Here is a 26,756-nt window from a genome sequence, read left to right on the forward strand (position 1 = left end):
GCTCGCCGGAGCGGCACCCGGCACCCAGCCTCAGCTACACCCGCTCGTCGCCCCGCAGGTGTTACACTTCATGCAGGTGCCGTTGCGGACCAGAGTGTAGTTGCCGCATTCGCCGCAGGGGTCGCCCTCGTAGCCCTGCATCTTGGCCTTGGTGCGGGCGTCGATTGCGGTTCCGACGGCGGCCCCAGTCTCGGGCACCATGGTCTGCAGCGCGGCCACCGGGTCGGCGGCGCTGTCCAGCGCCGTGGCACCCATTCCGCCCTGGAGCACCACCAGTTCCTGCGGCAGGCGCTTGCGCAGGTAGCCGGTCGAACTGATCTGTTTCAGCACTTCCAGCGATTTCGACGCCGCACTGTCCGACACCGGCGAGACGTTGCTGACCTTGCCTTCCTGGTCGCCCCCGCCAAGCTCGTCGAACGCAGCGCCCGTGGGTTTGACATGTGCCAGGTCCGTGCGGTCGAGATAGCTCACCGCCAGTTCGCGGAAGATGTAATCGAGGATCGAGGTGGCGTTCTTGATCGTCTCGTTGCCCTGGACCATGCCGGCGGGTTCGAACCGGGTGAAAGTGAAGGCCTCGACGAACTCCTCCAGCGGGACGCCGTATTGCAGGCCCACGGAAACCGCGATGGCGAAGTTGTTCATCATCGCCCGGAAGCCGGCGCCCTCCTTGTGCATGTCGATGAAGATTTCGCCAAGGCTGCCGTCCTCGTATTCGCCGGTGCGCAGATACACCTTGTGGCCGCCGACGATGGCCTTTTGCGTGTAGCCTTTGCGGCGCTCGGGCAGCTTTTCGCGGTGGCTGCGCACAACCTCCTTGACCACCACCTTCTCGACGATCTTTTCCGCGACCACCTGCGCCTTTTCCGGGATCGAGCCGGTGGCCAGCACCTCTTCGGCCTCCTCGTCGTCCTCGACGAGGCTGGCGGACAGCGGCTGGCTGAGTTTCGAGCCGTCGCGGTAGAGCGCGTTGGCCTTCACTCCCAGCGACCAGGACAGCTCATAGGCGTTCAGGCAATCCTCGATGGTCGCGTCGTTGGGCATGTTGATCGTCTTGGAGATCGCGCCCGAGATGAAGCTTTGCGCTGCGGCCATCATGCGGATGTGGCTGTCGACGGAGAGGAACCGCCGGCCCTTCTTGCCGCAGGGATTGGCACAGTCGAAGATGTGGTAATGTGTCGGGTCCAGATGCGGCGCGCCTTCAAGCGTCATCGTCCCGCAGACATGGTCGTTGGCGGCCTCGATTTCGGCCTTGGAAAAGCCCAGGTGGCGCAGCAGATCGAAGGCGGGATCGTTCAGTTTCGCGGCCGGAATGCCAAGGGTCCGGGTGCAGAACTCTTCGCCCAGGGTCCACTGGTTGAAGACGAAGCGGATGTCGAAAGCCGAAGGCAGCGCCGCCTCGATCTTGTCGAGTTCCGCCTGCCCGAAGCCGTGGCCGATCAGCGCCGTGTGATTGATGCCCGGGCAGTTCCCGAGCGAGCCGTGGCCGACCGCATAGGCGATGATCTCCTCGATCTGCGCGGGACCGTAGCCCAGCGTTTCCAGCGCGGCCGGCACCGAGCGGTTGATGATCTTGAAATAGCCGCCGCCGGCGAGCTTCTTGAACTTCACCAGCGCGAAATCGGGCTCGATGCCGGTGGTGTCGCAATCCATCACCAGACCGATCGTGCCCGTCGGCGCGATGACCGAGACCTGCGCGTTGCGGAACCCGTGCCGCTCACCCAGTGTCAGCGCCTCGTCCCAGGCGCCCATGGCAAGCTCCACCAGCCCGGCATCGGGGCAATTGGCGATGTCCAGCGGGACTGGCTTGACCGCAAGCTCCTCGTAGCCCTCGGACTGGCCATGGGCCGCGCGGCGGTGGTTGCGAATCACCCGCAGCATGTGGTCGGCGTTCCGGCCATGGCCCGGGAAGGCGCCCAACTCGCCGGCAATCTCGGCCGAGGTGGCATAGGCGATGCCGGTCAGGATCGCGGTCAGCGCGCCACAGAGCGCCCGGCCCTCCTCGCTGTCATAGCCGAGCCCCATGTTCATCAGGAGCCCGCCGATATTGGCGTAGCCAAGCCCCAGCGTGCGGAAGTCGTAGGAAAGCTGCGCGATCTCCTTCGAGGGGAACTGCGCCATCATCACGCTGATTTCCAGCGTCAGCGTCCAGAGCCGGGTGGCGTGCACATAGTCCTCGGCCTGGAACACGCCGTCCCGCTGGAACGTCAGCAGGTTCATCGACGCCAGGTTACAGGCCGTGTCGTCGAGGAACATGTATTCCGAGCAAGGATTGGAGGCGCGGATATCCCCGTCCGTCGGGCAGGTGTGCCAGGCGTTGATCGTGTCGTGGAACTGGATGCCCGGATCGGCGCAGGACCAGGCGGCGTGGCCCACCTGGTCCCACAGTTCGCGGGCCTTCACGGTCTTCGCGACCTTGCCGTCGGTGCGCCGAACCAGTTCCCAATCCGCGTCGTCCTTCACGGCCTTCAGGAAGGCATCGGTGACGCGGACCGAGTTGTTGGAGTTCTGGCCCGAGACGGTGGCGTAGGCGTCACTGTCCCAGTCTGTATCGTAGGTGGGGAACTCGATCGACGAATACCCCTGCCGCGCGTAATCCAGCACGCGCTTGACGTAAGCCTCGGGGATCAGGGCCTTCTTGGCGGCCCGGATCGCCGATTTCAGCCCCGCGTTGGCCGCGGGGTCGTAGGCGTCTTCTTCCTTGCCGTCCCACGCGCGGATGGCATCGAAGATCTCATTGAGGTGTTTCTCATGGGTCTTGGAGCCCGCCACCAGGCTCGCGACCTTCTGTTCCTCGATGATCTTCCAGTTGATGAAGTCCTCGATATCGGGGTGATCCATGTCGCAGATCACCATCTTCGCTGCTCGACGGGTCGTGCCGCCCGACTTGATCGCGCCCGCGGCCCGGTCGCCGATGCGCAAGAACCCCATCAGGCCGGAGGACTTGCCCCCGCCTGACAGGGCCTCGCCTTCGGCACGCAGGGAGGAGAAGTTTGTGCCGGTCCCCGAGCCGTACTTGAACAGCCGCGCCTCGCGGACCCAGAGATCCATGATGCCGCCCTCGTTCACGAGATCGTCCTGGATCGACTGGATGAAGCACGCATGCGGCTGGGGATGTTCGTAGGCCGATTTCGACTTCACCAGCTTGCCGGTCTTCCAGTCGACGTAGAAATGCCCCTGCCCCGGCCCGTCGATCCCATAGGCCCAGTGCAGCCCGGTGTTGAACCACTGGGGCGAGTTCGGCGCGGCCATCTGCCGGGCCAGCATGTGGCGCATCTCGTCGTAGTAGGCGCGGGCGTCGGATTCGGCGGTGAAATAGCCGCCCTTCCAGCCCCAATAGGTCCAGGCGCCGGCCAGCCGGTCGAACACCTGACGGGCCGAGGTTTCACCTCCGTAGCGGTCTTCCTCCGGCAACTCCGCAAGCGCCGCTTCGTCGGGGATCGAACGCCAGAGGAATTCCGGCACATCCTTTTCGCGCACCTTCTTAAGCCGCGCGGGCACGCCCGCCTTACGGAAATACTTCTGCGCGATCACGTCCGAGGCGACTTGGCTCCAGCCCGCGGGCACCTCGACGGCGTCGAGGCGAAACACCACCGTTCCGTCGGGATTGCGAATCTCGGAGGTGGTCGTGGTGAACTCGATCGCGCCATAGGCGCCGGCTCCCTCGGTGGTGAATCTGCGTTCGATCTTCATATGTCTGCCCCGTTCCGTCAGTCTTCGGCCTTCCCGCGCGTGCGGCGTCGCGGCCCCGTGATGCCCGTGCCGCCGGGCAAGGACCGCCCGGCCCCGGCCGCGCCTTGCGGCCGGGAGAAGCGCCCTGTCTTCGGGCGCCGACTTGGTCCGGTTTCCGTGTCCCGCCCTGCGCTGCCACCATAATTAGTGTTATCGCGCTCGGCCTATACAAGTTGACGGATTCCAGCCCCGAGCGTCAACGAAATTTTTAGAGGTATCCGCAAGTTTTTGGGGTTGACGCCTTGGGTGCCACAAGAGCTTGTGCTCGGGCGCCATCCGGGCCCGGAGACTCCATCGCGAAAAACCGCTACGGGCGAGCAGCTTACACGCCATGGTTGTGATTCCGCTTCGGCGTTAACTGAAATGAACGCGGCGGCTACGGATTCCGCCTCGAGGTCAAAAGGTTAACAGATCCGTGCCTGGTCGGGGCGGCGGGATTCGAACCCACGACCTTCGGTACCCAAAACCGACGCGCTACCAGGCTGCGCTACGCCCCGTGGCCGCCTGAATAGCGCCCGCAGCGCCGCAAGGAAAGCGATTTACGGACAGGGCCACGCCGCGTCCGGCCCGAAGGCCGGGTGGCGCAGTTCGCTGCCCTGGGCGATGCCCAGCCGCCCGGCCAGTCCGCCATTGATCTCGAGCACCGCAAGGACCCCGTCGCCGCCATGGATCGGCGTGCGGTCGAGCGGCCGCGCGTTCTCATGCACCCTGAGCACGCGCCCGCGGGGCCCGAGGAAGATCATGTCGAGCGGAATCAGCGTATTCTCCATCCAGAAACTGACACGCCCCGGCTCGGGATAGACGAACAGCATGCCCGCCGCGGCGGGAAGCGACTCGCGATGCATGAGGCCCTTGGCCCGTTCGTCGGCGTCGTCGGCCACTTCCACCGAGAACCGGGCCGTCCCCCAGTCCCCGCGCAGGTCCACTCGGTCCCCGTCACAGTCGGCCAGAACCGGTCCGGCCGCCGCGAGCCACAGGATCAGTCCCGCGAGGACGGCGTTATCGCGCTTTCCCATGGTCCTACCATCACTGCCAATTGCCCGCGCTGGCCCTCGGTCACGCGTATCGCGATCGCCTCGCCGGGTTGCAGGTCGGCGAGGCCCGACCGGCGCAGCACCTCGATATGAACGAAGACATCCTGCTGCCGCCCGAAAACGTTGGCGAAGCCGAACCCCTTGACCTTGTCGAACCATTTCACCCGAGCGGGTTCGAGAGGCAGCTTGGCCAGTTCCGAAGGCTCGATGCGCATCGCATCCTCGAAGACCGGCGCATCGCCCGGCTCGGGCGGATCGATCCTCAGCACTTCGGTCGCCTGCAAGCCGCGCTGGGTCTTCTGAACCAGAAGCTCCACGCCCGCGCCGTCGGCCACCGAACTCTGGCCGAAATTCCGCAGCACGTTGGCATGGAGCAGGATGTCCGGGCCGCCCTCGTCCGCGATCACGAAGCCGAACCCCTTGCTGGGGTCGAACCACTTCACGCGTCCCGCGACACGGCGTAGCGCCTCTTCGTTGTCGTTGGCCATTTCACCCCAACCGGACTGAACCGACTACCTCCCGGCTCTCCCTTTTCACACAGGAGCCGGACTGTGCAAGCTGCTTCCGCGCCTCTTGGCAGAGCCTTGCCGTTCACGAAGCGCGAATGTCAGGGATATAGTCGCGTCACGCCCCAATCCGACTCAAGCGTCTCCCGTCGCCACTGGAACCGGTCATGCAGCCGGAACTGGCCATCGGCCCAAAACTCGATTTCCAGCGGACGAATGCGGATTCCGCCCCAGAAGGGCGGCCGCGCCGGGGCGGTTCCCTTCTTCGCCGCGACCCGTCCCACCTCGCCCATCAGGGCCGCCCGCGAGGGCAAGGGACGCGACTGCCGCGAGGCCCACGCGCCCAGCCGACTCTTCAGCGCGCGCGATGCGAAATAGGCATCGGCCTTCGCTCCCTCTTCGCGCTCCGTCATACCGCGCACCCGCACCTGACGCCCCAACGATTTCCAGTGTAACACGAAAGCGGCCTTGCCCGTTGCGGAAATCTCGGCCCCCTTGGCGCTGTCGTAGTTGGTGTAGAAGACGAACGCATCGGGCTCGATCTCCTTGAGCAACACCATGCGTACGTTGGGCAGCCCGTCTGCATCGACGGTGGCCAGCGCGATGGCGTTGGGATCGGCCGGTTCGGCCTTCTCCGCCTCGGTCAGCCATGCCTGTGCGATCCGGAACGGGTCGTCGCCGGCGAAAATACCTGCTCTGTCGGACATGCTCTGTGCGCTCCTGCCTCGGTCGTGGCGCCCTTGATGGGTCGGTGCATTTGCCCTACACCGGCGTCACTTTTCGCATAGGTGGTCGAGGGGCACCGGATGTCAACGAAACTGATGGAAGGCAAGCGCGGGCTTATCATGGGGCTTGCCAACGACAAGTCCATCGCCTGGGGCATCGCGCAACAATGCGCGGAACACGGGGCGGAGCTGGCGTTTTCCTACCAGGGCGACGCGCTGAAAAAACGGGTGGGGCCGCTGGCCGAAAGTCTCGGCAGCGACTTCGTGCTGGAATGCGACGTCGCCGAAGAGGGCTCGCTTGACGCGCTCTTCGACGGGTTGGCCCGACGCTGGGACCGGCTGGACTTCATCGTCCATGCCATCGGCTTTTCCGACAAGGAACAGCTGCGCGGTCGCTATGTCGACACGACGCGCGACAATTTCGCGACGACGATGGACATCTCGGTCTACTCCTTCACCGCGGTCGTCCAGCGGGCGGCCAAGATGATGACAGAGGGCGGCTCGGCGCTGACGCTGACCTATTACGGGGCCGAGCGCGTGATGCCGCATTATAACGTCATGGGCGTGGCCAAGGCCGCGCTCGAGGCGTCCGTGCGCTACATGGCCGAGGATCTGGGCAAGGAGCGTATCCGCGTCAACGCGATCTCGGCCGGCCCGATCAAGACGCTGGCCGCCTCGGGCATCGGCGATTTCCGCTACATCATGAAGTGGAACGAGCTGAACTCACCGCTCCGCCGCAACGTGAGCCAAGAGGAGGTCGGCAAGTCGGCGCTCTATCTGTTGTCAGACCTCGGCAGCGGGGTGACCGGCGAGGTGCACCATGTCGATGCGGGCTATCACGTGGTTGGCATGAAGGCGGTGGACGCCCCCGATATCGACGCGGTGACCGGCCGAAAGTGACGCGATGGAGCCCGCCCACCTGATCGCCTTCAATCTGACGCTGCTGGCGGCGATGGCGGCGCCGGGTCCGGCGCTGCTTTACGCGCTGCGGCAGGCGATCGCGGGCGGATTTGCCACCGGCGTGGCGACCGGCGCGGGGCTGGGGTTCATGGCGGCGGCTTGGACGAGCGCGGCGCTTTTGGGGCTGGATGCGGTGTTCCGCGTGTTTCCCTGGGCCTATGCCGTACTGAAAGTTGTGGGCGCGGGCTATCTGCTTTACATCGCTTGGGGCATGTGGCGCGATGCGCGCAAGCCTGTCGCCGACAGCGCCCATCCGGGCCGCCGGGCCTTCCTCGGCGGCGTGCTGGTGAACCTCGCCAACCCGAAATCGATGCTCTTCGCCGCCTCGGTGCTGGTGGTGATCTTCCCGCCCGACATGGGCGCGGCCGCCAAGGCGCTGGTCGTGGCAAACCATTTCGCGGTCGAGGTGATCGTTTACGCCCTCTTCGCGGCGCTCCTGTCGGGGCGCGGCGCGCGGATGGGCTACCTGCGGGCCAAGCCGGTGCTCGACCGGATCGCCGCCGCGGTGCTTGGCGCGCTGGGGCTGCGCCTGCTGCTGGGCCGCTGAGGAAAAAAGACTATGACGCTTGCCGCCTTCCTCTCAGTCTGCCTGATCCACCTGATGGCCGCGATGAGCCCGGGCCCCTCCTTCGTGGTCAGCGTGCGCACCGCCGCGTCCGAAGGGTTCAGCACGGCCGCGGCGCTCGCACTAGGCTTCGGGCTGGGTGCGGCACTCTGGGCGACAGCGGCGATGGCCGGGCTTGCCCTGCTCTTCGAACTCGTGCCCGCCCTTTTCGTCGCGATGAAGCTCGCCGGTGCCGCCTTCCTGGTCTTTATCGCGGTGATGATGTGGCGCCACGCGCGCGAGCCGCTGCCGGAGCTTGGCAGCCTGCACCCGCGCAGCACGCGCGCTGCGATCCGGTTCGGCTTCCTCACCTTCGCGACCAACCCCAAGACCGCGATCTTCTTCGGCGCCGTCTTCGTCGGGCTGGTGCCGACCGATGCGCCGCTGGCCGTCCGCGCCGCGCTCATCGCGGTGATCTTCTTCAACGAAACGCTCTGGTATCTCTCCGTCGCCCGCGTGTTCTCCTTCCCCAAGGCGCGTGCGGTCTATGCAAGGATGAAGACCGCGCTCGACCGGCTCTTCGGCACGCTCATCGCAGGGTTCGGCGCCAGGATTGCGTTCAGCTAGGGAACGACAGGATGAAAGACCGTTTGCCCCACGAGAAAGGCTTTCACGTCAGCTGGGACCAGTTGCACCGCGACGCCCGCGCGCTTGCGTGGCGGATCGACGGGCAAGGGCCCAACGAAGGCCGATGGCGCGCGGTGGTGGCGATCACGCGGGGCGGCATGGCGCCGGCGATGATCGTCTCGCGCGAACTCGACATCCGCATGGTCGACACGATCAGCGTGAAATCCTACAATCACCAGACCCAGGCCGCGCCCAGGATCATCAAGACCCCCGACATGGAGGTGGTGGGCGACGGCACCGGCGTGCTGATCGTCGACGACTTGGTGGACACCGGCCGCACGCTGGAGGTTGTGAAGGCGCTGATGCCCAAGGCGCATGTCGCGACGGTCTATGCAAAGCCCAAGGGCAAGCCGATGGTCGACACCTACATCACCGAGGTCAGCCAGGACACCTGGATCTTCTTCCCCTGGGACATGGCGCTGCAATATGTCGAACCCTATCGCGGCGCCTGAGCGATGATACGCCCGCTCAACCCGCGCATGGCTGCCACCGTCCCGCCGCCAGTGATGGCGGCACGGCGCTGGCTCGACGGCATCACCTTCCCCGAGGACCGGCCGCTGATCAATGTCAGCCAAGCCGCTCCGATGGACGCCCCGCCCGAGGGGCTGCGCGCGGCCATCGCCGAGGCCGCGCTGACCGAAACCGCCGCCCATCTCTACGGCCCCGTCCTCGGCCTGCCGGAGTTGCGCGAGGAACTGGCCGCGCAATGGTCCGCCGGCTATGGCGGAGAGATAGCGCCCGGTCAGGTCGCCATCACCCAGGGCTGCAACCAGGCGTTCTGCGCGGCGATCGCGACGCTCGCCGCGGACGGCGATGAAGTGATCCTGCCCACGCCCTGGTATTTCAACCACAAGATGTGGCTCGACATGGCCGGCATCCGCGCCGTGCCGCTGGCCACCGGCGACAGCCTGATCCCAGAGGTGCAGCGTGCGGGCCGTCTCATCACCGACCGCACGCGGGCCATCGTGCTGGTCACGCCGAACAATCCCGCCGGCGTCGAATACCCCGCCGAGGTGCTGGCAGCGTTCACGGCGCTGTGCCGCCGCCACGGGATCGCGCTGATCCTCGACGAGACCTATCGCGACTACCATTCGGGCAAGGGTGCGCCGCACGCCCTGTTCAAAGACCCCGACTGGGCCGACACGCTGATCCATCTCTATTCCTTCTCCAAGGCCTACCGTCTGACCGGGCATCGCGTCGGCGCGATCTTCGCGCACCAGGACCGGCTCGCCGAGGTCGAGAAATTCCTCGACACGGTGGCGATCTGCCCGAACCAGCTCGGCCAGCGCGCCGCGCTCTGGGGGATGCGCAACCTGGGCGACTGGCTGGCCGGGGAGCGGCAGGAAATCCTTGCCCGCCGCGCCGCGATCGAGGCGGGATTCCCCGCGCTTGAGGGGTGGCACCTCTTGGGCGCAGGCGCTTATTTCGCCTATGCCGCCCATCCCTGGCCGGTGGCGTCGGACGACCTTGCGCGGCGGCTGGTCGAAGAGGCTGGGGTGCTGCTGCTGCCCGGCACGATGTTCCACCCCGAAGGCGACACCGGGGCGCGCAAGCAGCTGCGTATCGCCTTCGCCAATATCGACGCAGGCGGCATCGCGCGTCTCTTCGAGCGGCTGTCCGCCTTCCGCGCCTGACCCTTGCGGGCAGGCCCGCGAAGACCTACACACCGTCGGAAACCCATGCAGCGAGGGAGGCACCGCGCCCATGTCCAAATCCGTCGGCAAGCAGGCCTCGAAGGTCGCCGTCTGGGTGCTGATGGGTCTGCTGATCCTCGGGCTCGGCGGCTTCGGCATCTCCAATTTCGGCGGCTCCATCGACGCCATCGGCGAGGTCGGGGACGAGGAGATTTCCGTCGACGCCTATGCCCGCGCATTGCGCCAGGAACTGAACGCCCAGCAGGCCGCCACGGGCGACGCGGTCACCTTTGCCGAGGCGCAGGCGGCCGGCCTGGTCGAGCGCGTGCGCGCGCGCGTGATCGCCGATGCCGCCCTCGATAACGAGATGAAGAGGCTTGGCATTTCGGTGGGCGACGACGAGGTCGCCCGGGAGGTCCTGTCGGTGCCGGCTTTCCAGGGCCCCGATGGGGAGTTCGACCGCGAGACCTATCGCTTCGTGCTGGAACAGAACGGTCTGACGGAATCCACGTTCGAGGCGCAGGTTCGCGCGGACGCCGCCCGCTCGCTGTTGCAGGCGGGCGTGGTCGCGGGGATCGGCCCGCCCGAGACCTATGCCGCGACGCTTTACGGCTTCCTCGCCGAACGGCGCAGCGCGAGCCTCATCCGCCTGACAGCGGCCGATCTCGACGCGCCGATGCCCGACCCGACCGACGCCCAGATCGCCGAGCATTACAAGGCCAATCCCGATGCCTACACCGCACCGCGGACCCGCAGGATCACCTATGCCTGGCTCACGCCGGACATGATGCTCGACCGGATCGAGCCCGACGACCAGATGCTGCGCGAACTTTACGAGCAGCGGATCGACGAGTTCGTCCAGTCCGAGCGGCGCCTGGTGGAGCGCCTCGTCTTCGAAACCGAGGATGATGCGGCAGAAACGATGGAGGCGATCATTGCGGGCGAGACCGGGTTCGACGACGCCGTCGACGCGCGCGGCCTAACGCTGGCCGACGTGGACATGGGGGATGTCACACAAGTTGATATCGGCGGCGACGCCGGCGCGGCGGTGTTCGCACTCACCGAGCCGGGCGTGACGGGGCCGCACCTCTCCGATCTCGGACCCGCGATCTTTCGCGTAAACGCTATCCTGCCAGCGCAGGAAACCTCTTACGAGGAGGCGCGCGAGACGCTGGCCGACCAGGCCGCGCGCGACCGGGCGATCCGCCTGATCTCCGAGCGCATCACCGATTTCGACGACCGTCTGGCCGCTGGCGCCACGCTTGAGGACCTCGCCGCCGAAACCGAGATGGAGCTCGGTCAGATCGGCTACACGGCCGAGAGCGCGTCGGGCATCGCCGCGTATGCCGGGTTCCGCGAGGCGGCGGAAATTCTGGCCGAGGGCGATTTTCCCGAGCTTCTGGAACTCGAGGAAGGCGGGGTCTTCGCGCTGCGCCTCGACGAGGAGGTGCCGCCCAAGCTGCGCCCGCTGGAAGAGGTACGCAGCCAGGTTGCCGAAGACTGGCGCGCCACCCAGACGCGCGCGCGGCTGACCGAACGGGCCGAGGCGCTGCAGGACCTGCTGAAGGAAGGCGTCGCGATGGACGGGCTTGGCCTGCCCGTCGAGCACGAGGAGGCGCTGTCGCGCGGCGGCCTGACCCCGGCGCCGCTTTCCGAGGCGCTGTTCGCGCTGGAGGACGCGGGCAGAACCGCGGTGGTGGCCGTGGGGGAAAGCGCTTGGCTCATCCGGCTCGACGCGATCCTGCCGCCCGACGAGACCGAACCGGGCGCGGCTTTCCTGCGCGAAAGCCTCGCAGCCCAGGCCGGCCAGGGGATCGCGCAGGACCTCTACCTGTATTTCGCCGAGGCTCTGGTGAACAGCGCCGGCCTTTCGCTCGAACAGGCGGCGCTCAACGCCGTTCACGCGCAGTTCCGGTAAGCCGATGGCCAAGCTGATCCCCGATTTCGCGGGTTTCCAGGCGGGCTACGACGCCGGCAAACCACAGATTGTCTACGCCCGGCTCGCCGCCGACCTCGACACGCCGGTCTCGCTGATGCTCAAGCTCGCCGGCGCGCGGCGCGACAGCTTCATGCTGGAGTCGGTCACGGGCGGCGAGGTGCGCGGACGGTATTCCGTCGTGGGGCTTAAACCCGACCTCGTCTGGCAATGCCGGGGCGACGGCAGCCGCATCAACCGTAATGCCCGGTTCGATGCGGACGCCTGGGAGGAGATGCCGGGCCACCCGCTTGACACGCTGCGCCAGGTGCTGGCCGAAAGCGCGATCGATATGCCAGACGACCTGCCGCCGATCGCGGCCGGGCTGTTCGGCTATCTCGGCTACGACATGATCCGGCTGGTCGAGCGCCTGCCGAACGTCAATCCCGATCCGCTCGCCCTCCCCGACGCGATGATGCTGCGTCCCTCGGTCGTGGCGGTTCTGGACGGGGTGAAAGGCGAAGTGACGATCGTCTCCCCTGCCCGGCCCGAATCGGGAGTTTCGGCCAAGGCCGCCTATGCTCAGGCCGCCGAACGGGTGATGGACGCACTGCGCGATCTCGACCGGGCGGTGCCCGCCGAGACAAGGGATTTCGGCGAGGCGGCCGAAGTGGGCGAGCCGGTGTCGAACTTCACCAAGGCGGCCTACATGGCGGCGGTGGAAAAGGCCAAGGACTACATCCGGGCCGGCGACATTTTCCAGGTGGTTCCCGCCCAGCGCTGGGCGCAGGGTTTCCCGCTGCCGCCTTTCGCGCTCTACCGCTCGCTCCGGCGCACCAACCCCTCGCCCTTCATGTTTTTCTTCAATTTCGGGGGCTTCCAGGTCGTGGGTGCATCCCCTGAAATCCTCGTGCGCCTGCGCGGGGGCGAGGTCACGATCCGCCCGATCGCCGGAACGCGGCCACGCGGACCGACGCCGGAAGAGGACCGCGCGCTGGAAGCCGATCTGCTGGCCGACCAGAAGGAACGCGCCGAACACCTCATGCTGCTGGACCTCGGCCGGAACGACGTGGGCCGGGTTGCCAAGATCGGCACGGTTCGCCCGACCGAGGAGTTTATCATCGAGCGATACAGCCACGTCATGCACATCGTCTCGAACGTGGTGGGCGAGATTTCCGACGATCACGACGCGCTTTCGGCGCTGCTCGCCGGGCTGCCCGCGGGTACGGTCTCGGGTGCGCCCAAGGTGCGAGCGATGGAGATCATCGACGAACTGGAACCCGAAAAGCGCGGCGTCTATGGCGGGGGCGTGGGCTATTTCGCCGCCGGCGGCGACATGGACATGTGCATCGCGCTGCGCACCGCCGTGGTGAAGGACGAGACGCTCTATATCCAGGCCGGCGGCGGCGTCGTCTATGACAGCGAGCCAGAGGCGGAGTGGCAGGAAACCGTAAACAAGTCGAATGCCCTGCGCGCCGCCGCCGCGGAGGCCGCGCGGTTCGTCAAACGCGGCAACGGCTGAGGGCGCACACGACCGGTCAGCGGGGTCTTACCACCCCGCCGAGCCGACGAATCGTTCCGATACGCTGTGCCCTACCCGTCCGCCGGTTCCTCGGTGGTCTCGGATTTCGGCTTGAACGACCGGGTGAGGAAGGCGGGGACGTGATCGCCCATACCGACCACAGGCTCGTCCCGGCCCTTGCCGCCACGCTTGCCGCGCCCGCCCTTCTCCTTCGGCGCCGGTTCGGGCGCCGCTGCGATGGAAGTGTCGGGCGCCGTGCGCTTCTCGCCGGCAGTCTTTTCCTTGCCCCCACCGCGCCGGGGCCTTTCCCTTTCAGGCGGCGCCTTCAGCGGGCTCTCGACACGGGGGATTTCTTTCTCAACGAGCGCCTCGATCGCGCCGAGCCATTTGGTGTCGTGGGGCACACAGATCGTCAGCGCCTTGCCCTGCCGCCCGGCGCGGCCGGTGCGGCCGATCCGGTGCACGTAATCCTCGGCATGGCTGGGCACGTCGTAATTGAGCACGTGGCTCACCGCGGGAATGTCGAGCCCGCGCGCGGCCACGTCCGAGGCGATCAGCAGGCGCAGCTCGCCGTTGCGGAAGGCTTCCAGCGTGCGGGTCCGCTGCGACTGGTCGAGATCGCCATGGATCGGCGCCGCGTCATAGCCGTGCTTCTTCAGCGACTTGGCGACGACATCCACCTCGGTCTTGCGGTTGCAGAAGACGATCGCGTTCTTCAGACCCTCGCCCTCGCGGTCGATCAGCGCGCGCAGGAGTGCCCGCTTTTCGCTGGCCTGGCGATCCTTGCGCGAGGCGGTATATTCCACCACGCCCTGTTCGATGCTTTCGGCGGTGGTCGCGCGGCGCGCGACCTCGACCTTGGCCGGCGCCGAGAGGAAGGTGTTGGTCACCCGCTCGATCTCGGGCGCCATGGTGGCCGAGAAGAACAGGGTCTGCCGGGTGAAGGGGGTCAGCTGGAAGATGCGCTCGATATCGGGGATGAACCCCATGTCGAGCATCCGGTCGGCCTCGTCCACCACCATGATCTGCACGCCCGTCAGCAACAGCTTGCCGCGCTCGAAATGGTCCAGCAAGCGGCCGGGCGTGGCGATCAGCACGTCCACGCCCTTGTCGATCAGCGCGTCCTGTTCCTTGAACGACACGCCCCCGATCAACAGCGCCTTGGATAGCTTGGTCTTCTTAGCATAGGTGTCGAAGTTCTCGGCCACCTGCGCGGCAAGTTCGCGCGTGGGGGCCAGCACCAAGCTGCGGGGCATGCGCGCCCGCGCCCGCCCACGGCCCAGAAGCGTGATCATGGGCAGAACGAAACCGGCGGTCTTGCCCGTGCCGGTCTGGGCGATCCCCAGCACGTCGCGCCCCTCGAGCGCGGGTGGAATGGCCCCGGCCTGGATGGGCGTTGGCTCGTTATAGCCCGCGTCGGAAATGGCGGAAAGCACCTTGGGGTCCAGCCCCAGATCGGCGAATGTGGTCATCAGGGTCCTTGGCGTGGTTGCGGCTCTACTCGGCCGCTCCTGTCCGCGCGGCCCGACCGGCCGGATTGCCGGGTCATTCCTCTTGCGTCGGTGATTAGGCGATGCACGGCCCTTCGTCAAGGCACGCAGCGGGCCCCGCACGTCAGAGGAACACTTTCCAGATGAACAGGACCTCCGGCACGAGCAGCGCGTAACCGAGCAGCGCAACCAGGCCGTCGCGCGAGGACAGCGCGATCCCGAGAAGCAGCACGTGAAGCGACAGCACGAAGGGCAGCCCGGGGATGAAGCCCACCAGCAGGATTACCGCGCCGGTGACCATCAGGATCAACGCGACCACACGGCTCATCACCGCGCTGGAGACGAGGAAGGCCAGGCGCGGCGCGACGAGCGGGCGCAGCCTGAGCGCAACGGGCTGGGCGCGGGCGACCGAGGCCGCCAGGACATGCCCCGAGAAGCCCACGCGCCCGAGGCGGGCGGGGATCCAGAGCGTCGTCTCGCCGGACATCATCCGTCCGCCCACGAGGATCAGCAGAATCGAAACGACCGCGGGGATACCGGGAAGGATTCCCACGGGCAGGATCAGGAAGGCCGACAGCACGACGAGAAGCGGGCCGAAGCCGCGTCGACCCATGGTCTCGACCAGTTCCGCCACGCTGATGCGGTCGCGCGACAGCGCAAGCGCGGCAAGGTCTTCGAGCAAGCCCGAGATGATCCAGTCGTCGTCAGAACTCATCGCGCGCGGCCGTCCCGCCTCGGGGTGCCGGGAGCCCGGCGAAAGGGAGGGGCACATCCCCTGCCCCTTCCAAGATGTCGCCGCACCGCCGCGTCAAATCAAGTATGTCGCGGGATCGGCCCCGAGCGACGCGCCGCGAGACCGTTCCGAACGAGAAACGGGCGCCCGAAGGCGCCCGCCTGACAATCGGTTATGACCGGATCAGCCGCGGTTGCGGCGCCGGAAGGCCAGCGCACCCACGCCGCTGAGCAGCAGCAGGCCGGAGGCCGGCAGCGGGATGACCCCGTCGGTGCCGTCGGTGAAGCGATCGGCCTCGGTCGCGACGATGCCGCCGTCCACCAGCCCATAGGTATCGAAGCTGGCTTCGCCCGCGGCGAGCCGGGTGAAGGTCACGTCGAAGGTGAAGCTGCGGGCCACCGAGCGATCATAGCTGCCTTCCGCGGTGTCGCCCACGCAGGAGCCGACATCGGCGCTGGTGCACACGACCGACACATCGATGAACGGAAGACCATTGCCCAGATCGTCGACGGTCACCTTTTCGTATTCGGCAAAGCTCGCGGTGATGCCGGCGATGATCGAATCGACGACGTCGCCCGTGCCAGTGCCCGTCGCGAAGGACGTGCCACCGAGATCCTCGACCGACTGGGTGAACGTCGTATCATCCGAATCCGGGTCGCTTGCACTGAAGTTGCTGAAGCGAAGGCCTATCAGCGACACGTTCGCGGCGTCCAGCGCGGCAATGGCCTGCGCATCGGTCGTCAGATCGTTCTTCCACGACGCGTCGCCGAGCGCGACGATAAAGCGGTTCGACCCGGGGCGCCACGACACGTTGTCGGCCGCCAGTTTCACGGCGTCCTGCCCGCGCTCGGGGAAGTCGCCGCCGCCATCGGGATTGCCGAGCGTGATGGCGTTGATCGCCGATTGCGCGGTCGCGGCGCTGGTCGTCAGATCCTGGTTGACGACGTTTCCGGGCGCCGCATTCGTCAGGTTGGCACCTTCGGAAAAGGCCCCCACCCCAACGGCAAGGTCCCCGCCGAAACCGGACAGTCCCGTCAGGATCGCACCGGCATCGGTCTTGGCCGCACCGATCGCGCCGCCCATGCTGCCAGAGGTATCGAACAGGAAGTGGACGTCGAGCAGCGCCGACGAGGCACTTTCTTCGACTACGACCGTCTTTTCGATGGTCACGCTCTCACCGACGCTCAGCGTATCGCTGTAGCTCGCTGGCGAAATCGAATCCGCGTAGGCGACCCCGCCGAACGCGAAAGTCGCGACCGAAGCGGCCGCACAGAGTCTTATAGTCATAGCTTCCCCACCTTGCACAATAATGTTCGCCGATATCGGCAGTAAAATCGTCACCCCCTGCCACCCCCGTTGAATAAACCCTCGGTTACGGGCCGGTGACTCGTTTATATTGGTACCATCCGCCGCCCCTCTTTGTCCATCCTCCGGTCCCCGGACCGCACAGCCCGACGGGCTTGGCAGCCCCCTCGACAGCGCTCTCGCGGCACTGGACGAAGCCCGGCGCGCTACCTAGCATGGCAATCGCCGAACGGGATCAGGCATCGGAGGATGACGTGACGGGACAGATTCGATTTGGTGGCCTTGCACTGGCGGTCTCGGCCGCCATTCTCGCCGGCGGGGTTGCCGGCGCCGGCACCATCGGGCTCGACAGTCTCCTGCCGCCCTCCGACACGGCGCAGAGCGAGACGCTGGAGAAGGGCCGCACCGCGCTGCAGGAGGGCCGGTTCGCCGAGGCGGAGGCCCTGTCCCGCGATGTGACGCGAAGCGCACCCGACCTGGCGGACGGCTGGTATCTTCTCGGCCTCAGCCTCGCCAATCTCGACCGCGTGGACGAGGCGCTCGTGGCGCTGCGCAAGGCGGCCAACCTCTACGCCTCCAACGCGCAGCCGCTGGTGGTGATCGGCGACCTGCTGCGCAGCACCGGGCGACTGAACGAAGCCGAGGCAGCCTACACCGAGGCGGTCGAACGCGACCCGGGCACCTGGCCGGCGCAGGATTCGCTCGGCCAGCTGCTGGAGGCGAAAGGCGACCTCGACGCAGCGATCGAGCGTTTCCGCGCCGCGGTCGACGCGGCCCCGGCAGAGGCGCCCGAGCCGGCGCTGAACCTGGCGCGGGCACTTGCGAAGGCGGGCCGGCCAGGAGAGGCCGCCGCCGCCTTGGGTCCGCTTGCCGCGCGGCCCGACGCGCCGCTGCCGGTGCTGGAAACCGCCGCACGGGCCGCCCTTGCCGCCGGCGAGCGCGACACCGCGCGCGCCCATCTCGAACGAATCGCCGGGCGCGCCCAGAGCCCCTCGGGCCGGCTGGGCCTGGCGCAACTGGCCTTGCAGGACGGCAATACCGCCGCGGCAAAGACGCAGCTGACCGCGGCGCGCGAGGAGTTTCCCGAATCCCCCGCCGTTCTGTTGCAGCTCGGCAATCTGCAAGGTGCAATGCGAGACTACGAAACCGCCCTTGCAACCTATTCCGAAGGGTTGCGCCTGGCCCCGGAGAATCCCGCGCTCACCAAGGCCGCAAGCCTCGCCGAAATGCGTCTGGGCCGGCTTGACGCCGCCGCAGCCCGGGCCGAAACGCTTGTCGCGCGCCCTGGCGCGACGGCTGCGGATTTTGCCTGGCTGGCGACGCTCAGGGAAATGCAGGGCCAGCCGCAGGACGCGCGCAAGAACTACGAGCGCGCGGTCGAAATGCAGCCCGACAACTGGATCGCACTCAACAACCTGGCGGCGCTGATCGCCGAAACGGAACCGTCCGCCGCGGCGGAACTGGCCCAGCGCGCGGTCGAGCTGGCCCCCGAGATCCCCGACGTGAAGGAGACGTTGGCTTGGTCGATGTTTCAGGCCGGGGACCTGGCCCGCGCCGCGGACGTGTATGCCGCGCTGCATGCCGAGACGCCCGGTGATGCCGTCGCCGCCTATCGTTTCGGGCTGGTGCGCCTCGCTCAGGGCCGGGAGGACGAGGGCCGCGCGTTGATCGAGGCGGCCCTGGCCGCCGATCCCGAGTTCAAGTATGCTGAACAGGCGCGTGACACGATCGGCGCCGACTGAGGCGCCAGCCGCCCGGCGTCAGACCTGCATTTCCTTGGTCGCGCTCAGCGTCAGGTCCGGGTGGTCGCGGGCGACCCGGTCGATATCCCATTGCAGCCGCGTCATGTAGACCACGTCGCCGTCGTTGTCGGTGGCCATGTGCTGCTTGTTCTTCTGCGTGAAGGCGTCGACCGCGGCCCTCTCGCCATGGACCCAGCGCGCCGAGGTGAATTGCGTCGGCTCGAACCGCACCGGCAGGCCGTATTCCATCTCGATCCGGCTGGCCAGAACCTCGAATTGCAGCTGGCCCACCACCCCCACGATGAAGCCCGCCCCCATCATCGGCTTGAACACCTTGGCCGCGCCTTCCTCGGCGAACTGCATCAGCGCCTTGTCCAGGTGCTTGGCCTTCATCGGGTCGCCCGCCCTGCAGGCCTGAAGCAATTCAGGCGCGAAGCTGGGGATCCCGGTGACGCGCAGGCTTTCGCCCTCGGTCAGCGTGTCGCCGATACGAAGTTGCCCGTGGTTCGGGATGCCGATGATATCGCCAGCCCAGGCCTCTTCGGCCAGTTCCCGGTCCGCGGCGAGGAACAGCACCGGGTTGGACACCGTCATCGGCTTCTTGGAGCGTACATGGGTCAGCTTCATGCCGCGCTGAAAATGGCCCGAGGCCAAGCGGACAAACGCCACGCGGTCGCGATGCTTCGGGTCCATGTTGGCCTGCACCTTGAAGACGAAGCCCGCCACCTTGGATTCTTCGGGGGCGATCCGGCGCGGTTCGGCCGCCTGCACCTGCGGCTCGGGCGCGTAGGCGCCGATGCCCTCCATCAGTTCCTTCACCCCGAAGGAGTTGATCGCCGAGCCGAACCAGATCGGCGTCATGTGGCCTTCCAGCACCGCCTGCGGGTCCAGGCTGGGCAGCAGTTCGCGCGCCATCTCGACCTCTTCGACCAGCTTTTCGCGCAGGTGGTCGGGCACGTGCTCGGCCAGTTTCGGGTCGTCCAGCCCCTCGATCTTGATCGACTCGGCCACTCGGTTACGGTCGGCCCGGTCCATCAGTTCCAACCGGTCGTGCAACAGGTCGTAGCAGCCCAGGAAATCGACACCCATACCGATCGGCCAGCTGGCCGGGGTCACGTCGATGGCAAGGTTTTCCTGGATCTCGTCGATGATGTCGAAGGTGTCGCGGCTCTCGCGGTCCATCTTGTTGCAGAAGGTCAGGATCGGCAGGTCCCGCAGCCGGCAGACCTCGAATAGCTTGCGGGTCTGGCTTTCCACCCCCTTCGCGCCGTCGATCACCATGATCGCGGCATCCACCGCGGTGAGCGTGCGATAGGTGTCTTCCGAAAAATCGCTATGGCCGGGCGTGTCGACGAGGTTGAACCGGAAATCCTTGAAATCGAAAGACATCGCCGAGGCCGAGACCGAGATGCCCCGGTCCTGCTCCATCTTCATGAAGTCCGACCGCGTGCGCCGCGCCTCACCCTTTGCGCGCACCTGGCCCGCCATCTGAATCGCGCCGCCGTAGAGCAGGAACTTCTCGGTCAGCGTCGTCTTGCCCGCATCTGGGTGCGAGATGATGGCAAAGGTGCGCCGCCGGGCGATTTCCGCGGGCAGCTCGGGGCGGTTGGTGGGGGCGTCCAGCATGGCCGCGGATATAGGCGAGCGCGCCGGTGCACGCAATCGGCCTTACCGCGCGATCAGCAGGTCGCAGGGCGGGTTGCGCATCATTTCGTTAGCGAGGCTGCCGAGCAGCGAGGGCGCCGCCCCGGCCCGGCCATGGGCACCCAACGCCAGCAGGTCGGGGGTCAAAGCGGCGACACGCTCGGCCAGAACGTGATGCGCCGCCCCCTCGACGATGGCGACCTCTCGCAGGCGGTCGGGCAGCGGGTGACAGTCGCGCCAGCTGGCAAGCCGCGCCTCGGCGTCGTGGCGGAATGGGGCGGCCGAGCCTCCGCTCGCCTGCGGCGCAACGAAACCCCGGTAAGGCACGTGCAGGGCATGGACGCCGTGAATGTCGGCCTCTGGCGCGATCTCGGCGGCGAGCGTCAGCGCCGCGGTCGAGGCCGGCCCGAAATCGAGCGCGGCAAGGACCGTGGCATAGGCATGATCCACCGTGTCGTGCACCAGCAGAAAGGGCCGCGTCGTGTGGCGCACGATCCGTTCCATCGTGGTCTCGCGCAGCGCGTCAAGCAAGGACCGGCGCCGATGCACCCCGAGAATGACCAGATCGACGCCGAGTTCCGCCGCCAGGGCCGGGATCGCGGCAGCGGGATCGCCGGCGACCACCCGGGTGTCGTGGGCGACCTCGCCGGAATGCGGCACCGAGGCGGCGAAGCGGGCCAGACGGAGTTCGACGGCCTCTGCCAGGGGCTTGGCCACCTCGCCCGGCAATTCCTCGTCGATGACACTCGCCAACATCAGATCGGCGCCCAGCCAGCCCGCCAGGCGAAACGCGCGTTGAACGGCGCGGTCGGCGCGCGGCGACAGGTCGGTGGCAACGAGAAAGGTCTTGGTCATGCGGGCCGCATCCCCCTCTGAACGCGCTTGCAGGATCGGCCGGCGCAGCGGCGGAAGTCAAGCGTTCGGCGCGCCGCCGCGTATATACATTGCATAGGCAATCGATCCCGCTATGCTGGGCTTGCACCGGGCAAGGAGGGCGAGGGCATGAAGACCGTTCTGATCGCCAATCGCAAGGGCGGCTGCGGCAAGACCACGATCGCGGTCACGTTGGCCGCCGCGCTGGCCGATGGCGGCTGGAAGGTGGCGCTGGCCGATGCGGACCCGCAGAAATCGGCGTGGCGCTGGCTAAAGCGCCGGCCGGACGGCGCGACACGGATCGACGCGCTGGACTGGACGGCGGCTGGCGCCTTCGACAAGGGCGCGAAGGGCACGGACTGGCTTATCGTGGACGCCCCCGGCTCGATCTACGAGGAAGACGCCGCGGCACTTGTGGCCGCCGCCAAGGCCGTTGTGGTGCCGGTCTTGCCCTCATTCTTCGATGCCGATGCCACGCGACGGTTCCTCAGGGAGATCGCCGGTCTCAAGCGTATCCGCAAGGGCAAGGCCGGGGTGGAGTTGGTGGCCAACCGGGTGCGGTCGCGCGGGCGCGACGCGGCACGGCTTGCAGCATTTGCCGAGAAGATCGGACAGGCGCCGGCCGCCTCGATCTCCGAGCGGGTGGCCTATGGCGATCTCGCCGAGGCCGGGCTGACGGTGTTCGACAAGCCACAGAAGGTCTATGCCCCGATGCGCGCGCAATGGACGCCGCTGCTGAGGGCGCTGACCGCCTGAAGCGCACCCGGGCTTTCGGGCGATGCGCCGTGCTGCTATGGCGGGCGGGGCCGGAACCGACGGGGGGATATGCCATGGAACTGGGAATCGCGGGAAAGCGGGCGCTTGTCTGCGCCTCGTCTCGGGGGCTCGGCCGGGGCTGCGCCGAAGCGCTGGCGGCAGCTGGCTGCGAGTTGGTGATGAACGCACGAGGCGCCGACGCGCTGGAAGCGACCGCCGCTGCGATCCGCGAGAGCCACCGGGTGCCGGTCGCGACGATTGCCGCAGACATCACGACCCAAGAGGGCCGCGCCGAGGTGCTGGCCGCGGCCGGCGCCGTCGACATCCTGGTGACCAATGCCGGCGGGCCGCCCCCGGGCATGTGGAGCGACTGGGACCGCGACGATTTCATCGCCGCGCTCGACGCCAACATGCTGGCCCCCATCGCGCTGATGACCGCGCTCTTGCCGGGGATGATGGAGCGTGGCTGGGGCCGCGTCGTCAACATCACCAGCCAGTCGGTCAAGGCGCCGATTCCCGTGCTGGGCTTGTCCAACTCTGCCCGGGCGGGGCTGACCGGCTATGTCGCGGGCACAGCCCGCCAGGTCGCGCCCCGCGGCGTGACGATCAACAACCTGCTGCCCGGCATTCACGCCACCGACCGGGCCGACGCTCTCGACCGCGGCGCGGCCGAGTCGGACGGCATTTCCCTCGACGAGGCGCGGGCGCGGCGCGCGGCCACGATCCCGGCCCGGCGTTATGGCACGCCCGAGGAGTTCGGCGCGACCTGTGCCTTCCTGTGCTCGGCCCATGCGGGCTTCATCGTTGGGCAGAACATCCTGCTCGACGGCGGGGCGGTCAACGCCACGCTTTGACCGCCGTCCCGCGGGACCGGCGCCCCCTCAGCCGCGTCGTTCCCTCGGTGCCATCGGCAAAGCGACGCACACCTCGCCCCCTCTGCGCGTCCCGGCACGGGGGAATGAACCTCCAGCGTCGCGGCGCTGCGCCCGGCAATCGTGCGCACAACAGCAAGGCCCAGGCCGCTGCCCTCGGTCGTCCTGGCCGCCCAGGCGAAGCGGGCGGTCAGACGGTCATGGCAATGGTGAGGTCCCCGCGCCGGGCGCGATCGTAGAAGATCCGGTGGTCGGCCGTGTCGACGAACCCCTCGCGGTCCAAGGGCGGAAACAGCGACGGATCGGCCGCTTCGGAACTCAGGATCACCCGGTCCGGGCCAGGCGCACGACACGCTCGGCCCCGACACCCTCGCGGGGCGCGTCATGCGGGTCCCGTCCGCTCCGCATCACCAACGGCAGAATGCGGTGCGCGGCGTCGAAGACCGCGTCCATCTCGGGGCGCAGCCGCTCGGCGGTGATCGCCGCCGCAGACATCCAGAGCAGCAGGACCGCGAGGCCAAGCCCCAGCGCGAGCCGAAGCTGGAGGGAGCGCGGCCCCTCATCCCTTGCCCAGCCGATAGCCGTGGCCGCGCTCGGTCGCGACGCCGTCGCGGCCGAGCTTCTTGCGGAGTCGGCTGACATGAAGCTCGATCATGTTTCTCTCGATCAGATCGTCGAAACAATAGAGATGCTCTTCCAGTTGCGCCTTCGACAGGAGCCGGCCGCGGGCCTCGACCGGCGCTTCCAACAGTGCCTATTCGCGGGCGGTCGGCGTCACTGTAGGGGGGTGTTACCTTCTGCACGAGTGCGAGTGAGGGACAAGACCGCCCAAGGCATTGAAACCAAGCCGGAAACGGCCACTGCGGATCATGGGCGGGGGTGACAGGGGGCGGGAAGCAGCGGGGCGGAATTGCGCATTTGCTGCGCAGGAGATTGCGTTTCGGGAGCGAAAGCCGCGCAGACTGCAACATATTGGCGCGTAAGGGCAAAAATGGGCCGGCCGCCCAGCGAGCCCGGCACCCACCGGGCAAATTCTGCGGTGCGAGGTCGGACATGGTGCGAACTGCGGGATCGCGTTTCGGGCGTCAGGATTGCGGCCCGAACGGGCGGTCCTGACGGCCCTTGGCCCTGGAGATCGCCGCCTCGAGCTCGGCGAGCGACCTGGTGGGGCCGGTGGCGGCAGGGGTGTCAGGATCGGTCTCGGCGGCCCCTTCGACCGGCGCGAGGATGGCCCGGCCGGATACCAGGGCATCGCGGATTTCGGTCAGGCGCGTCAGGGCGAGATCGATTGCCAGGCAGGCCACGCCGCTGACGGTCGCTACCGCGCCCCAGATAGCGGGCTCCACAACCTCATCTGCATCGCGAACCATACGAGGCCGAGCACCGCCGCAAACGACCCCCACGCAAAAATCCTTATCGCTAGCATCTCTTTTCCGCTTTACCGTGCTGATAAGACCGTTGCGCCATTCATGGCGCCCTGCAGTAATAGACCACGCGCCCGACGATGCGGAGCTGGTCGATCATGTCGCGGCCGACGGTTTCGGGGGCGTAGGCGGGGTTGTCGGAGATCAGATCGAGCAGGCCGTCGAGGCGGCGGCGGATGCGCTTGACCAAGAGATCCTCGCCCACGTTGATGACCATCATATGGCCGTTCCGGATCTCGGTCTGGCCGTGATCGACGACCAGGAGCGCGCCGTCGGGAATGGCCGGCTGCATCGAATCGCCCGAGGCCGCGATGATCGAGCAGTTTTCGGGGTTGGCGCCCTGGGCGCGCAGGAAGGCGCGCTCGAAGGCCAGCGCGCCCAGCTGCACCTCTGGCCCCACGGGCCCGCCGAGGCGTCGATATCGAAGAGGGGCAACTGGACAAATCCCGAGGGCCCGGTCGCAACCGGCCCCGGTACGCCCGTGCCCGTCGCTGCGCGCATGGCGCGTTCGTACATCGCCCGGTCCTGGGCGAGGAGCGGTTCCCAGGGCGAGCGGGGCACGTCCGCCGCGGCGCAGGTCGAGGCGGCGCTGGAAAGCGTCTCGGCCGAGACCCGGGAAGGGGCCGCCGCGGCCACACACTATTCCGGGGCCATCGAGGCGAGCGCCGCAAAGGCCCGCGCCGCGGCCGTCGCCGTCCAGGGCGCGGGGGTGCAGATGCGGCAGGAGGGGGCCGCCAGCGCGCTGAGCGCGGGCCGGGTGGCCAACGTGACGGCGCAGTTCAACGATATCGGCATGATCCTGATGGCCGGGCAGAACCCGCTGCAGCTGGCGATCCAGGAGGGCACGCAGATCACCCAGTGAACCGCTCCGAGTTTGCCGGAGGCTCCGACTCCTGAGTAGGATGGAGCATCATGAGCAAGACCACGAACAAGTTTTCCGCTGAAGTGCGCGAGCGCGCCGTGCGGATGGTTCTCGATGGCGAAGGCCAGCACGGTTCTCGTTGGCAGGCGATCACGTCGATTGCCGCAAAGATCGGGTGCTCGCCGAACACGCTGAACGACTGGGTCAAGAAGGCCGAGGTCGACAGTGGCAGGCGCGCAGGCATCCCCTGCGACATGGCTGAGAAGATGAAGGCGCTCGAGAGGGAGAACCGGGAGCTACGCCAGGCCAACGAGATACTTCGTAAAGCCTCGGCGTATTTTGCGATGGCGGAGCTCGACCGCCGGTCGAAGTGATGGTGGATTCGGGCTGTCGGAACGACGGGCGTGCCAGATTGCCGGCGCGGATCGGAAGACGATCCGCTACCGGTCGCAACGCGCACCCGACACGGAACTGCGCGGCCGGTTGCGGGAGCTTGCCAACGAGCGTCGGCGGTTCGGCTACCGGCGGCTCTTCGTCCTGCTCCGGCGGGAGGGCGAGCCCTCGGGGATCAACCGTATCTACCGGCTTTACCGCGAGGAAGGGCTGACCGTCCGCAAGCGGCGCGCGCGGCGCAAGGCCATCGGCACCCGCGCCCCGATCCTGGTCGAGGCGCGCGCAAATGCCCGTTGGTCACTGGATTTCGTCCATGACCAGTTCGCGTGCGGGCGGCGGTTCCGGGTGCTGAACATCGTCGATGACGTCACGCGCGAATGCCTCGCCGCGATCCCGGACACGTCGATCTCCGGCCGGCGCGTCGCGCGGGAGCTGACGGCGCTGATCGAACGTCGCGGCAAGCCGGGAATGATCGTGTCGGACAACGGGACGGAACTGACCTCGAACGCGATCCTGAAGTGGTGCGCCGAGAACCGGATCGAATGGCACTACATCGCGCCGGGCAAGCCGATGCAGAATGGCTTTGTCGAGAGCTTCAACGGCCGGATGCGGGACGAGTTCTTGAACGAGACGCTGTTTCGTAACCTCGCCCATGCCCGCGACCTGATCGCCGCTTGGGTCGCCGACTACAACACCGAGCGCCCCCATTCGGCCTTGGGCTATCAGACCCCGGCTGACTACGCGCAGACCCTGACCACCGCAATCGCCCGACCCGCTGCGCGAGATGAGAGCTCCGCGCGTCGGGCGATTGCTCAACCCGCGCCATTTGGCGTAAACACCAACCGGGCTCCGGTCGCGGCTGGATGAAAGATCAGTGGCAGGTCACCCGGCCTATCTCAGCGCGCTTCGGGGCCACCGGTCTTCGCAGTGCGACCATCCTGAGACTGAGTTGCGCCGGCGCCCTGTCAAAGGCGGCAGTATGCCACTCTATCGTCAGTGCCTTTCCTGTGGTGCGTCGCATGGACAGGCTGTTGCGGAGACGCCCGAAAACGCGAACGCCCCCGCATGGGACGACACACTCTCCAAAGCGTACCAGAAGGACCGCCAATACCGTTGGGAACAGGTTCTCCGAGACTTCTGCCGACGGGCGACGGTCGCAGGGCTGAAGGCCGCGGAGGATCGGGATGAGTGGCGCCATAGGTATGCGCCCTGCGAACAGTGCCGATTCTCGGCCGGGGGTACGTTCTGCTCGCGGTTCGAAGTCCCTAGCTTTGTCGCTCTTTCGGCTGACGGGGAATGCGGGCCCTCCGCTTCTGCGTTTGAGGGGCTGCGGTAACTGCTCAAGGCGTTAGCACTTCTGTCCGGACGCCGCATCATAACGGCAAGATTGGCGTGCAAAAGCCGTC

26 protein-coding genes and 1 tRNA gene are annotated in these 26,756 nt (G+C 67.3%); 12 read left to right on the forward strand and 15 right to left on the reverse strand.

Features of this window, described 5'->3' with window-relative positions:
* Positions 1-30: 30 nt before the first annotated feature.
* The 5 genes from BUR28_RS04855 to pdxH form a co-directional block, all read right to left on the reverse strand.
* Positions 31-3,690: a vitamin B12-dependent ribonucleotide reductase gene (locus BUR28_RS04855; protein WP_074219102.1), complete on the reverse strand. Its 3,660-nt coding sequence runs from the start codon at positions 3,688-3,690 to the stop codon at positions 31-33.
* A gap of 459 nt (positions 3,691-4,149) precedes the next feature.
* Positions 4,150-4,226, reverse strand: a tRNA-Pro gene (locus BUR28_RS04860).
* Positions 4,227-4,268: 42 nt separating this feature from the next.
* Positions 4,269-4,745 carry a DUF192 domain-containing protein gene (locus BUR28_RS04865; RefSeq protein ID WP_074219103.1) on the reverse strand — a complete coding sequence of 159 codons (477 nt, stop codon included), beginning with the start codon at positions 4,743-4,745 and terminating at the stop codon, positions 4,269-4,271.
* Positions 4,709-5,251, reverse strand: coding sequence for a cold-shock protein (locus BUR28_RS04870; RefSeq protein ID WP_074219104.1), 543 nt, complete (start codon positions 5,249-5,251; stop codon positions 4,709-4,711). The genes BUR28_RS04865 and BUR28_RS04870 overlap by 37 nt, the downstream gene beginning before the upstream one ends.
* Positions 5,252-5,370: 119 nt before the next feature.
* Positions 5,371-5,976 (reverse strand): pyridoxamine 5'-phosphate oxidase, encoded by a 606-nt coding sequence (pdxH, locus tag BUR28_RS04875; protein WP_074219105.1) that lies wholly within the window; start codon positions 5,974-5,976, stop codon positions 5,371-5,373.
* A gap of 99 nt (positions 5,977-6,075) precedes the next feature.
* Between pdxH and fabI the strand changes: the two genes are divergently transcribed.
* The 7 genes from fabI (at position 6,076) to trpE (ending at position 13,256) form a co-directional block, all read left to right on the forward strand.
* Positions 6,076-6,894, forward strand: coding sequence for an enoyl-ACP reductase FabI (fabI, locus tag BUR28_RS04880; protein WP_074219106.1), 819 nt, complete (start codon positions 6,076-6,078; stop codon positions 6,892-6,894).
* A gap of 4 nt (positions 6,895-6,898) precedes the next feature.
* A complete protein-coding gene (locus tag BUR28_RS04885; RefSeq protein WP_074219107.1) occupies positions 6,899-7,501 on the forward strand; it encodes a LysE family translocator in 603 nt (200 codons plus the stop codon).
* Positions 7,502-7,513: 12 nt separating this feature from the next.
* Positions 7,514-8,125 carry a LysE family translocator gene (locus BUR28_RS04890; protein WP_074219108.1) on the forward strand — a complete coding sequence of 204 codons (612 nt, stop codon included), beginning with the start codon at positions 7,514-7,516 and terminating at the stop codon, positions 8,123-8,125.
* An 11-nt stretch (positions 8,126-8,136) separates the two neighbouring features.
* Entirely contained in the window at positions 8,137-8,637 is a 501-nt protein-coding gene (gene gpt, locus BUR28_RS04895; protein ID WP_074219109.1) for a xanthine phosphoribosyltransferase, read from the forward strand.
* A 3-nt stretch (positions 8,638-8,640) separates the two neighbouring features.
* A complete protein-coding gene (locus BUR28_RS04900; RefSeq protein WP_074219110.1) occupies positions 8,641-9,819 on the forward strand; it encodes an aminotransferase in 1,179 nt (392 codons plus the stop codon).
* Positions 9,820-9,889: 70 nt separating this feature from the next.
* Complete coding sequence (locus tag BUR28_RS04905; protein WP_074219111.1) at positions 9,890-11,737, forward strand: SurA N-terminal domain-containing protein; 1,848 nt, start codon at positions 9,890-9,892, stop codon at positions 11,735-11,737.
* Between the two features lie 4 nt (positions 11,738-11,741).
* Positions 11,742-13,256, forward strand: coding sequence for an anthranilate synthase component I (gene trpE, locus BUR28_RS04910; RefSeq protein WP_074219112.1), 1,515 nt, complete (start codon positions 11,742-11,744; stop codon positions 13,254-13,256).
* Positions 13,257-13,327: 71 nt separating this feature from the next.
* Here trpE and BUR28_RS04915 read toward each other — a convergent pair whose 3' ends face one another.
* The 3 genes from BUR28_RS04915 to BUR28_RS04925 all read right to left on the reverse strand — a co-directional run bounded on the left by BUR28_RS04915 (position 13,328) and on the right by BUR28_RS04925 (position 16,766).
* A complete protein-coding gene (locus BUR28_RS04915; RefSeq protein ID WP_074219113.1) occupies positions 13,328-14,728 on the reverse strand; it encodes a DEAD/DEAH box helicase in 1,401 nt (466 codons plus the stop codon).
* A 142-nt stretch (positions 14,729-14,870) separates the two neighbouring features.
* Positions 14,871-15,461 carry an exopolysaccharide biosynthesis protein gene (locus BUR28_RS04920; RefSeq protein ID WP_074219114.1) on the reverse strand — a complete coding sequence of 197 codons (591 nt, stop codon included), beginning with the start codon at positions 15,459-15,461 and terminating at the stop codon, positions 14,871-14,873.
* A gap of 201 nt (positions 15,462-15,662) precedes the next feature.
* Positions 15,663-16,766 (reverse strand): hypothetical protein, encoded by a 1,104-nt coding sequence (locus tag BUR28_RS04925; protein ID WP_074219115.1) that lies wholly within the window; start codon positions 16,764-16,766, stop codon positions 15,663-15,665.
* A gap of 272 nt (positions 16,767-17,038) precedes the next feature.
* Here BUR28_RS04925 and BUR28_RS04930 point away from each other — a divergent pair, with 272 nt between their 5' ends.
* A complete protein-coding gene (locus tag BUR28_RS04930) occupies positions 17,039-18,526 on the forward strand; it encodes a tetratricopeptide repeat protein (RefSeq protein ID WP_175566896.1) in 1,488 nt (495 codons plus the stop codon).
* 18 nt (positions 18,527-18,544) lie between these two features.
* Here BUR28_RS04930 and BUR28_RS04935 read toward each other — a convergent pair whose 3' ends face one another.
* Both BUR28_RS04935 and BUR28_RS04940 read right to left on the reverse strand, forming a co-directional pair.
* Positions 18,545-20,152 carry a peptide chain release factor 3 gene (locus BUR28_RS04935; protein WP_074219117.1) on the reverse strand — a complete coding sequence of 536 codons (1,608 nt, stop codon included), beginning with the start codon at positions 20,150-20,152 and terminating at the stop codon, positions 18,545-18,547.
* Between the two features lie 42 nt (positions 20,153-20,194).
* Positions 20,195-21,025, reverse strand: a complete 831-nt coding sequence (locus tag BUR28_RS04940; protein WP_074219118.1) for a universal stress protein — start codon at positions 21,023-21,025, stop codon at positions 20,195-20,197.
* Between the two features lie 147 nt (positions 21,026-21,172).
* On the opposite strand from BUR28_RS04940, the gene BUR28_RS04945 reads away from it, so the two are divergent.
* Entirely contained in the window at positions 21,173-21,799 is a 627-nt protein-coding gene (locus BUR28_RS04945) for a ParA family protein (RefSeq protein WP_074219119.1), read from the forward strand.
* A 74-nt stretch (positions 21,800-21,873) separates the two neighbouring features.
* The gene (locus tag BUR28_RS04950) at positions 21,874-22,653 is read left to right on the forward strand and encodes an SDR family oxidoreductase (protein WP_074219120.1); all 780 of its coding nucleotides are present in this window, start codon (positions 21,874-21,876) and stop codon (positions 22,651-22,653) included.
* 208 nt (positions 22,654-22,861) lie between these two features.
* Here BUR28_RS04950 and BUR28_RS19890 read toward each other — a convergent pair whose 3' ends face one another.
* The 5 genes from BUR28_RS19890 to BUR28_RS04965 form a co-directional block, all read right to left on the reverse strand.
* On the reverse strand, positions 22,862-22,999 hold the full coding sequence (locus BUR28_RS19890) for a hypothetical protein (protein ID WP_175566897.1): 138 nt from the start codon (positions 22,997-22,999) through the stop codon (positions 22,862-22,864).
* Entirely contained in the window at positions 22,996-23,166 is a 171-nt protein-coding gene (locus BUR28_RS19895) for a hypothetical protein (RefSeq protein WP_175566898.1), read from the reverse strand. Before BUR28_RS19895 ends, BUR28_RS19890 begins: the two co-directional genes overlap by 4 nt.
* A gap of 64 nt (positions 23,167-23,230) precedes the next feature.
* Entirely contained in the window at positions 23,231-23,419 is a 189-nt protein-coding gene (locus BUR28_RS04955) for a winged helix-turn-helix domain-containing protein (RefSeq protein WP_254813687.1), read from the reverse strand.
* A 337-nt stretch (positions 23,420-23,756) separates the two neighbouring features.
* A complete protein-coding gene (locus tag BUR28_RS04960) occupies positions 23,757-24,041 on the reverse strand; it encodes a hypothetical protein (RefSeq protein WP_139307486.1) in 285 nt (94 codons plus the stop codon).
* Positions 24,042-24,138: 97 nt separating this feature from the next.
* Complete coding sequence (locus BUR28_RS04965) at positions 24,139-24,483, reverse strand: S24 family peptidase (protein WP_074219123.1); 345 nt, start codon at positions 24,481-24,483, stop codon at positions 24,139-24,141.
* 111 nt (positions 24,484-24,594) lie between these two features.
* Between BUR28_RS04965 and BUR28_RS04970 the strand changes: the two genes are divergently transcribed.
* Complete coding sequence (locus BUR28_RS04970) at positions 24,595-24,957, forward strand: hypothetical protein (protein ID WP_074219124.1); 363 nt, start codon at positions 24,595-24,597, stop codon at positions 24,955-24,957.
* Between the two features lie 104 nt (positions 24,958-25,061).
* Positions 25,062-26,217, forward strand: a protein-coding gene (locus BUR28_RS04980; RefSeq protein WP_371441609.1) for an IS3 family transposase whose coding sequence is annotated in 2 segments (ribosomal slippage) — positions 25,062-25,304 and positions 25,306-26,217 — 1,155 coding nt in all. Because the reading frame shifts where the segments join, the coding sequence is not laid out codon by codon here.
* Positions 26,218-26,756: the final 539 nt, after the last annotated feature.

It is taken from the genome of Rhodovulum sp. ES.010, from assembly GCF_900142935.1.
In the GTDB taxonomy this organism is placed as follows: domain Bacteria; phylum Pseudomonadota; class Alphaproteobacteria; order Rhodobacterales; family Rhodobacteraceae; genus Rhodovulum.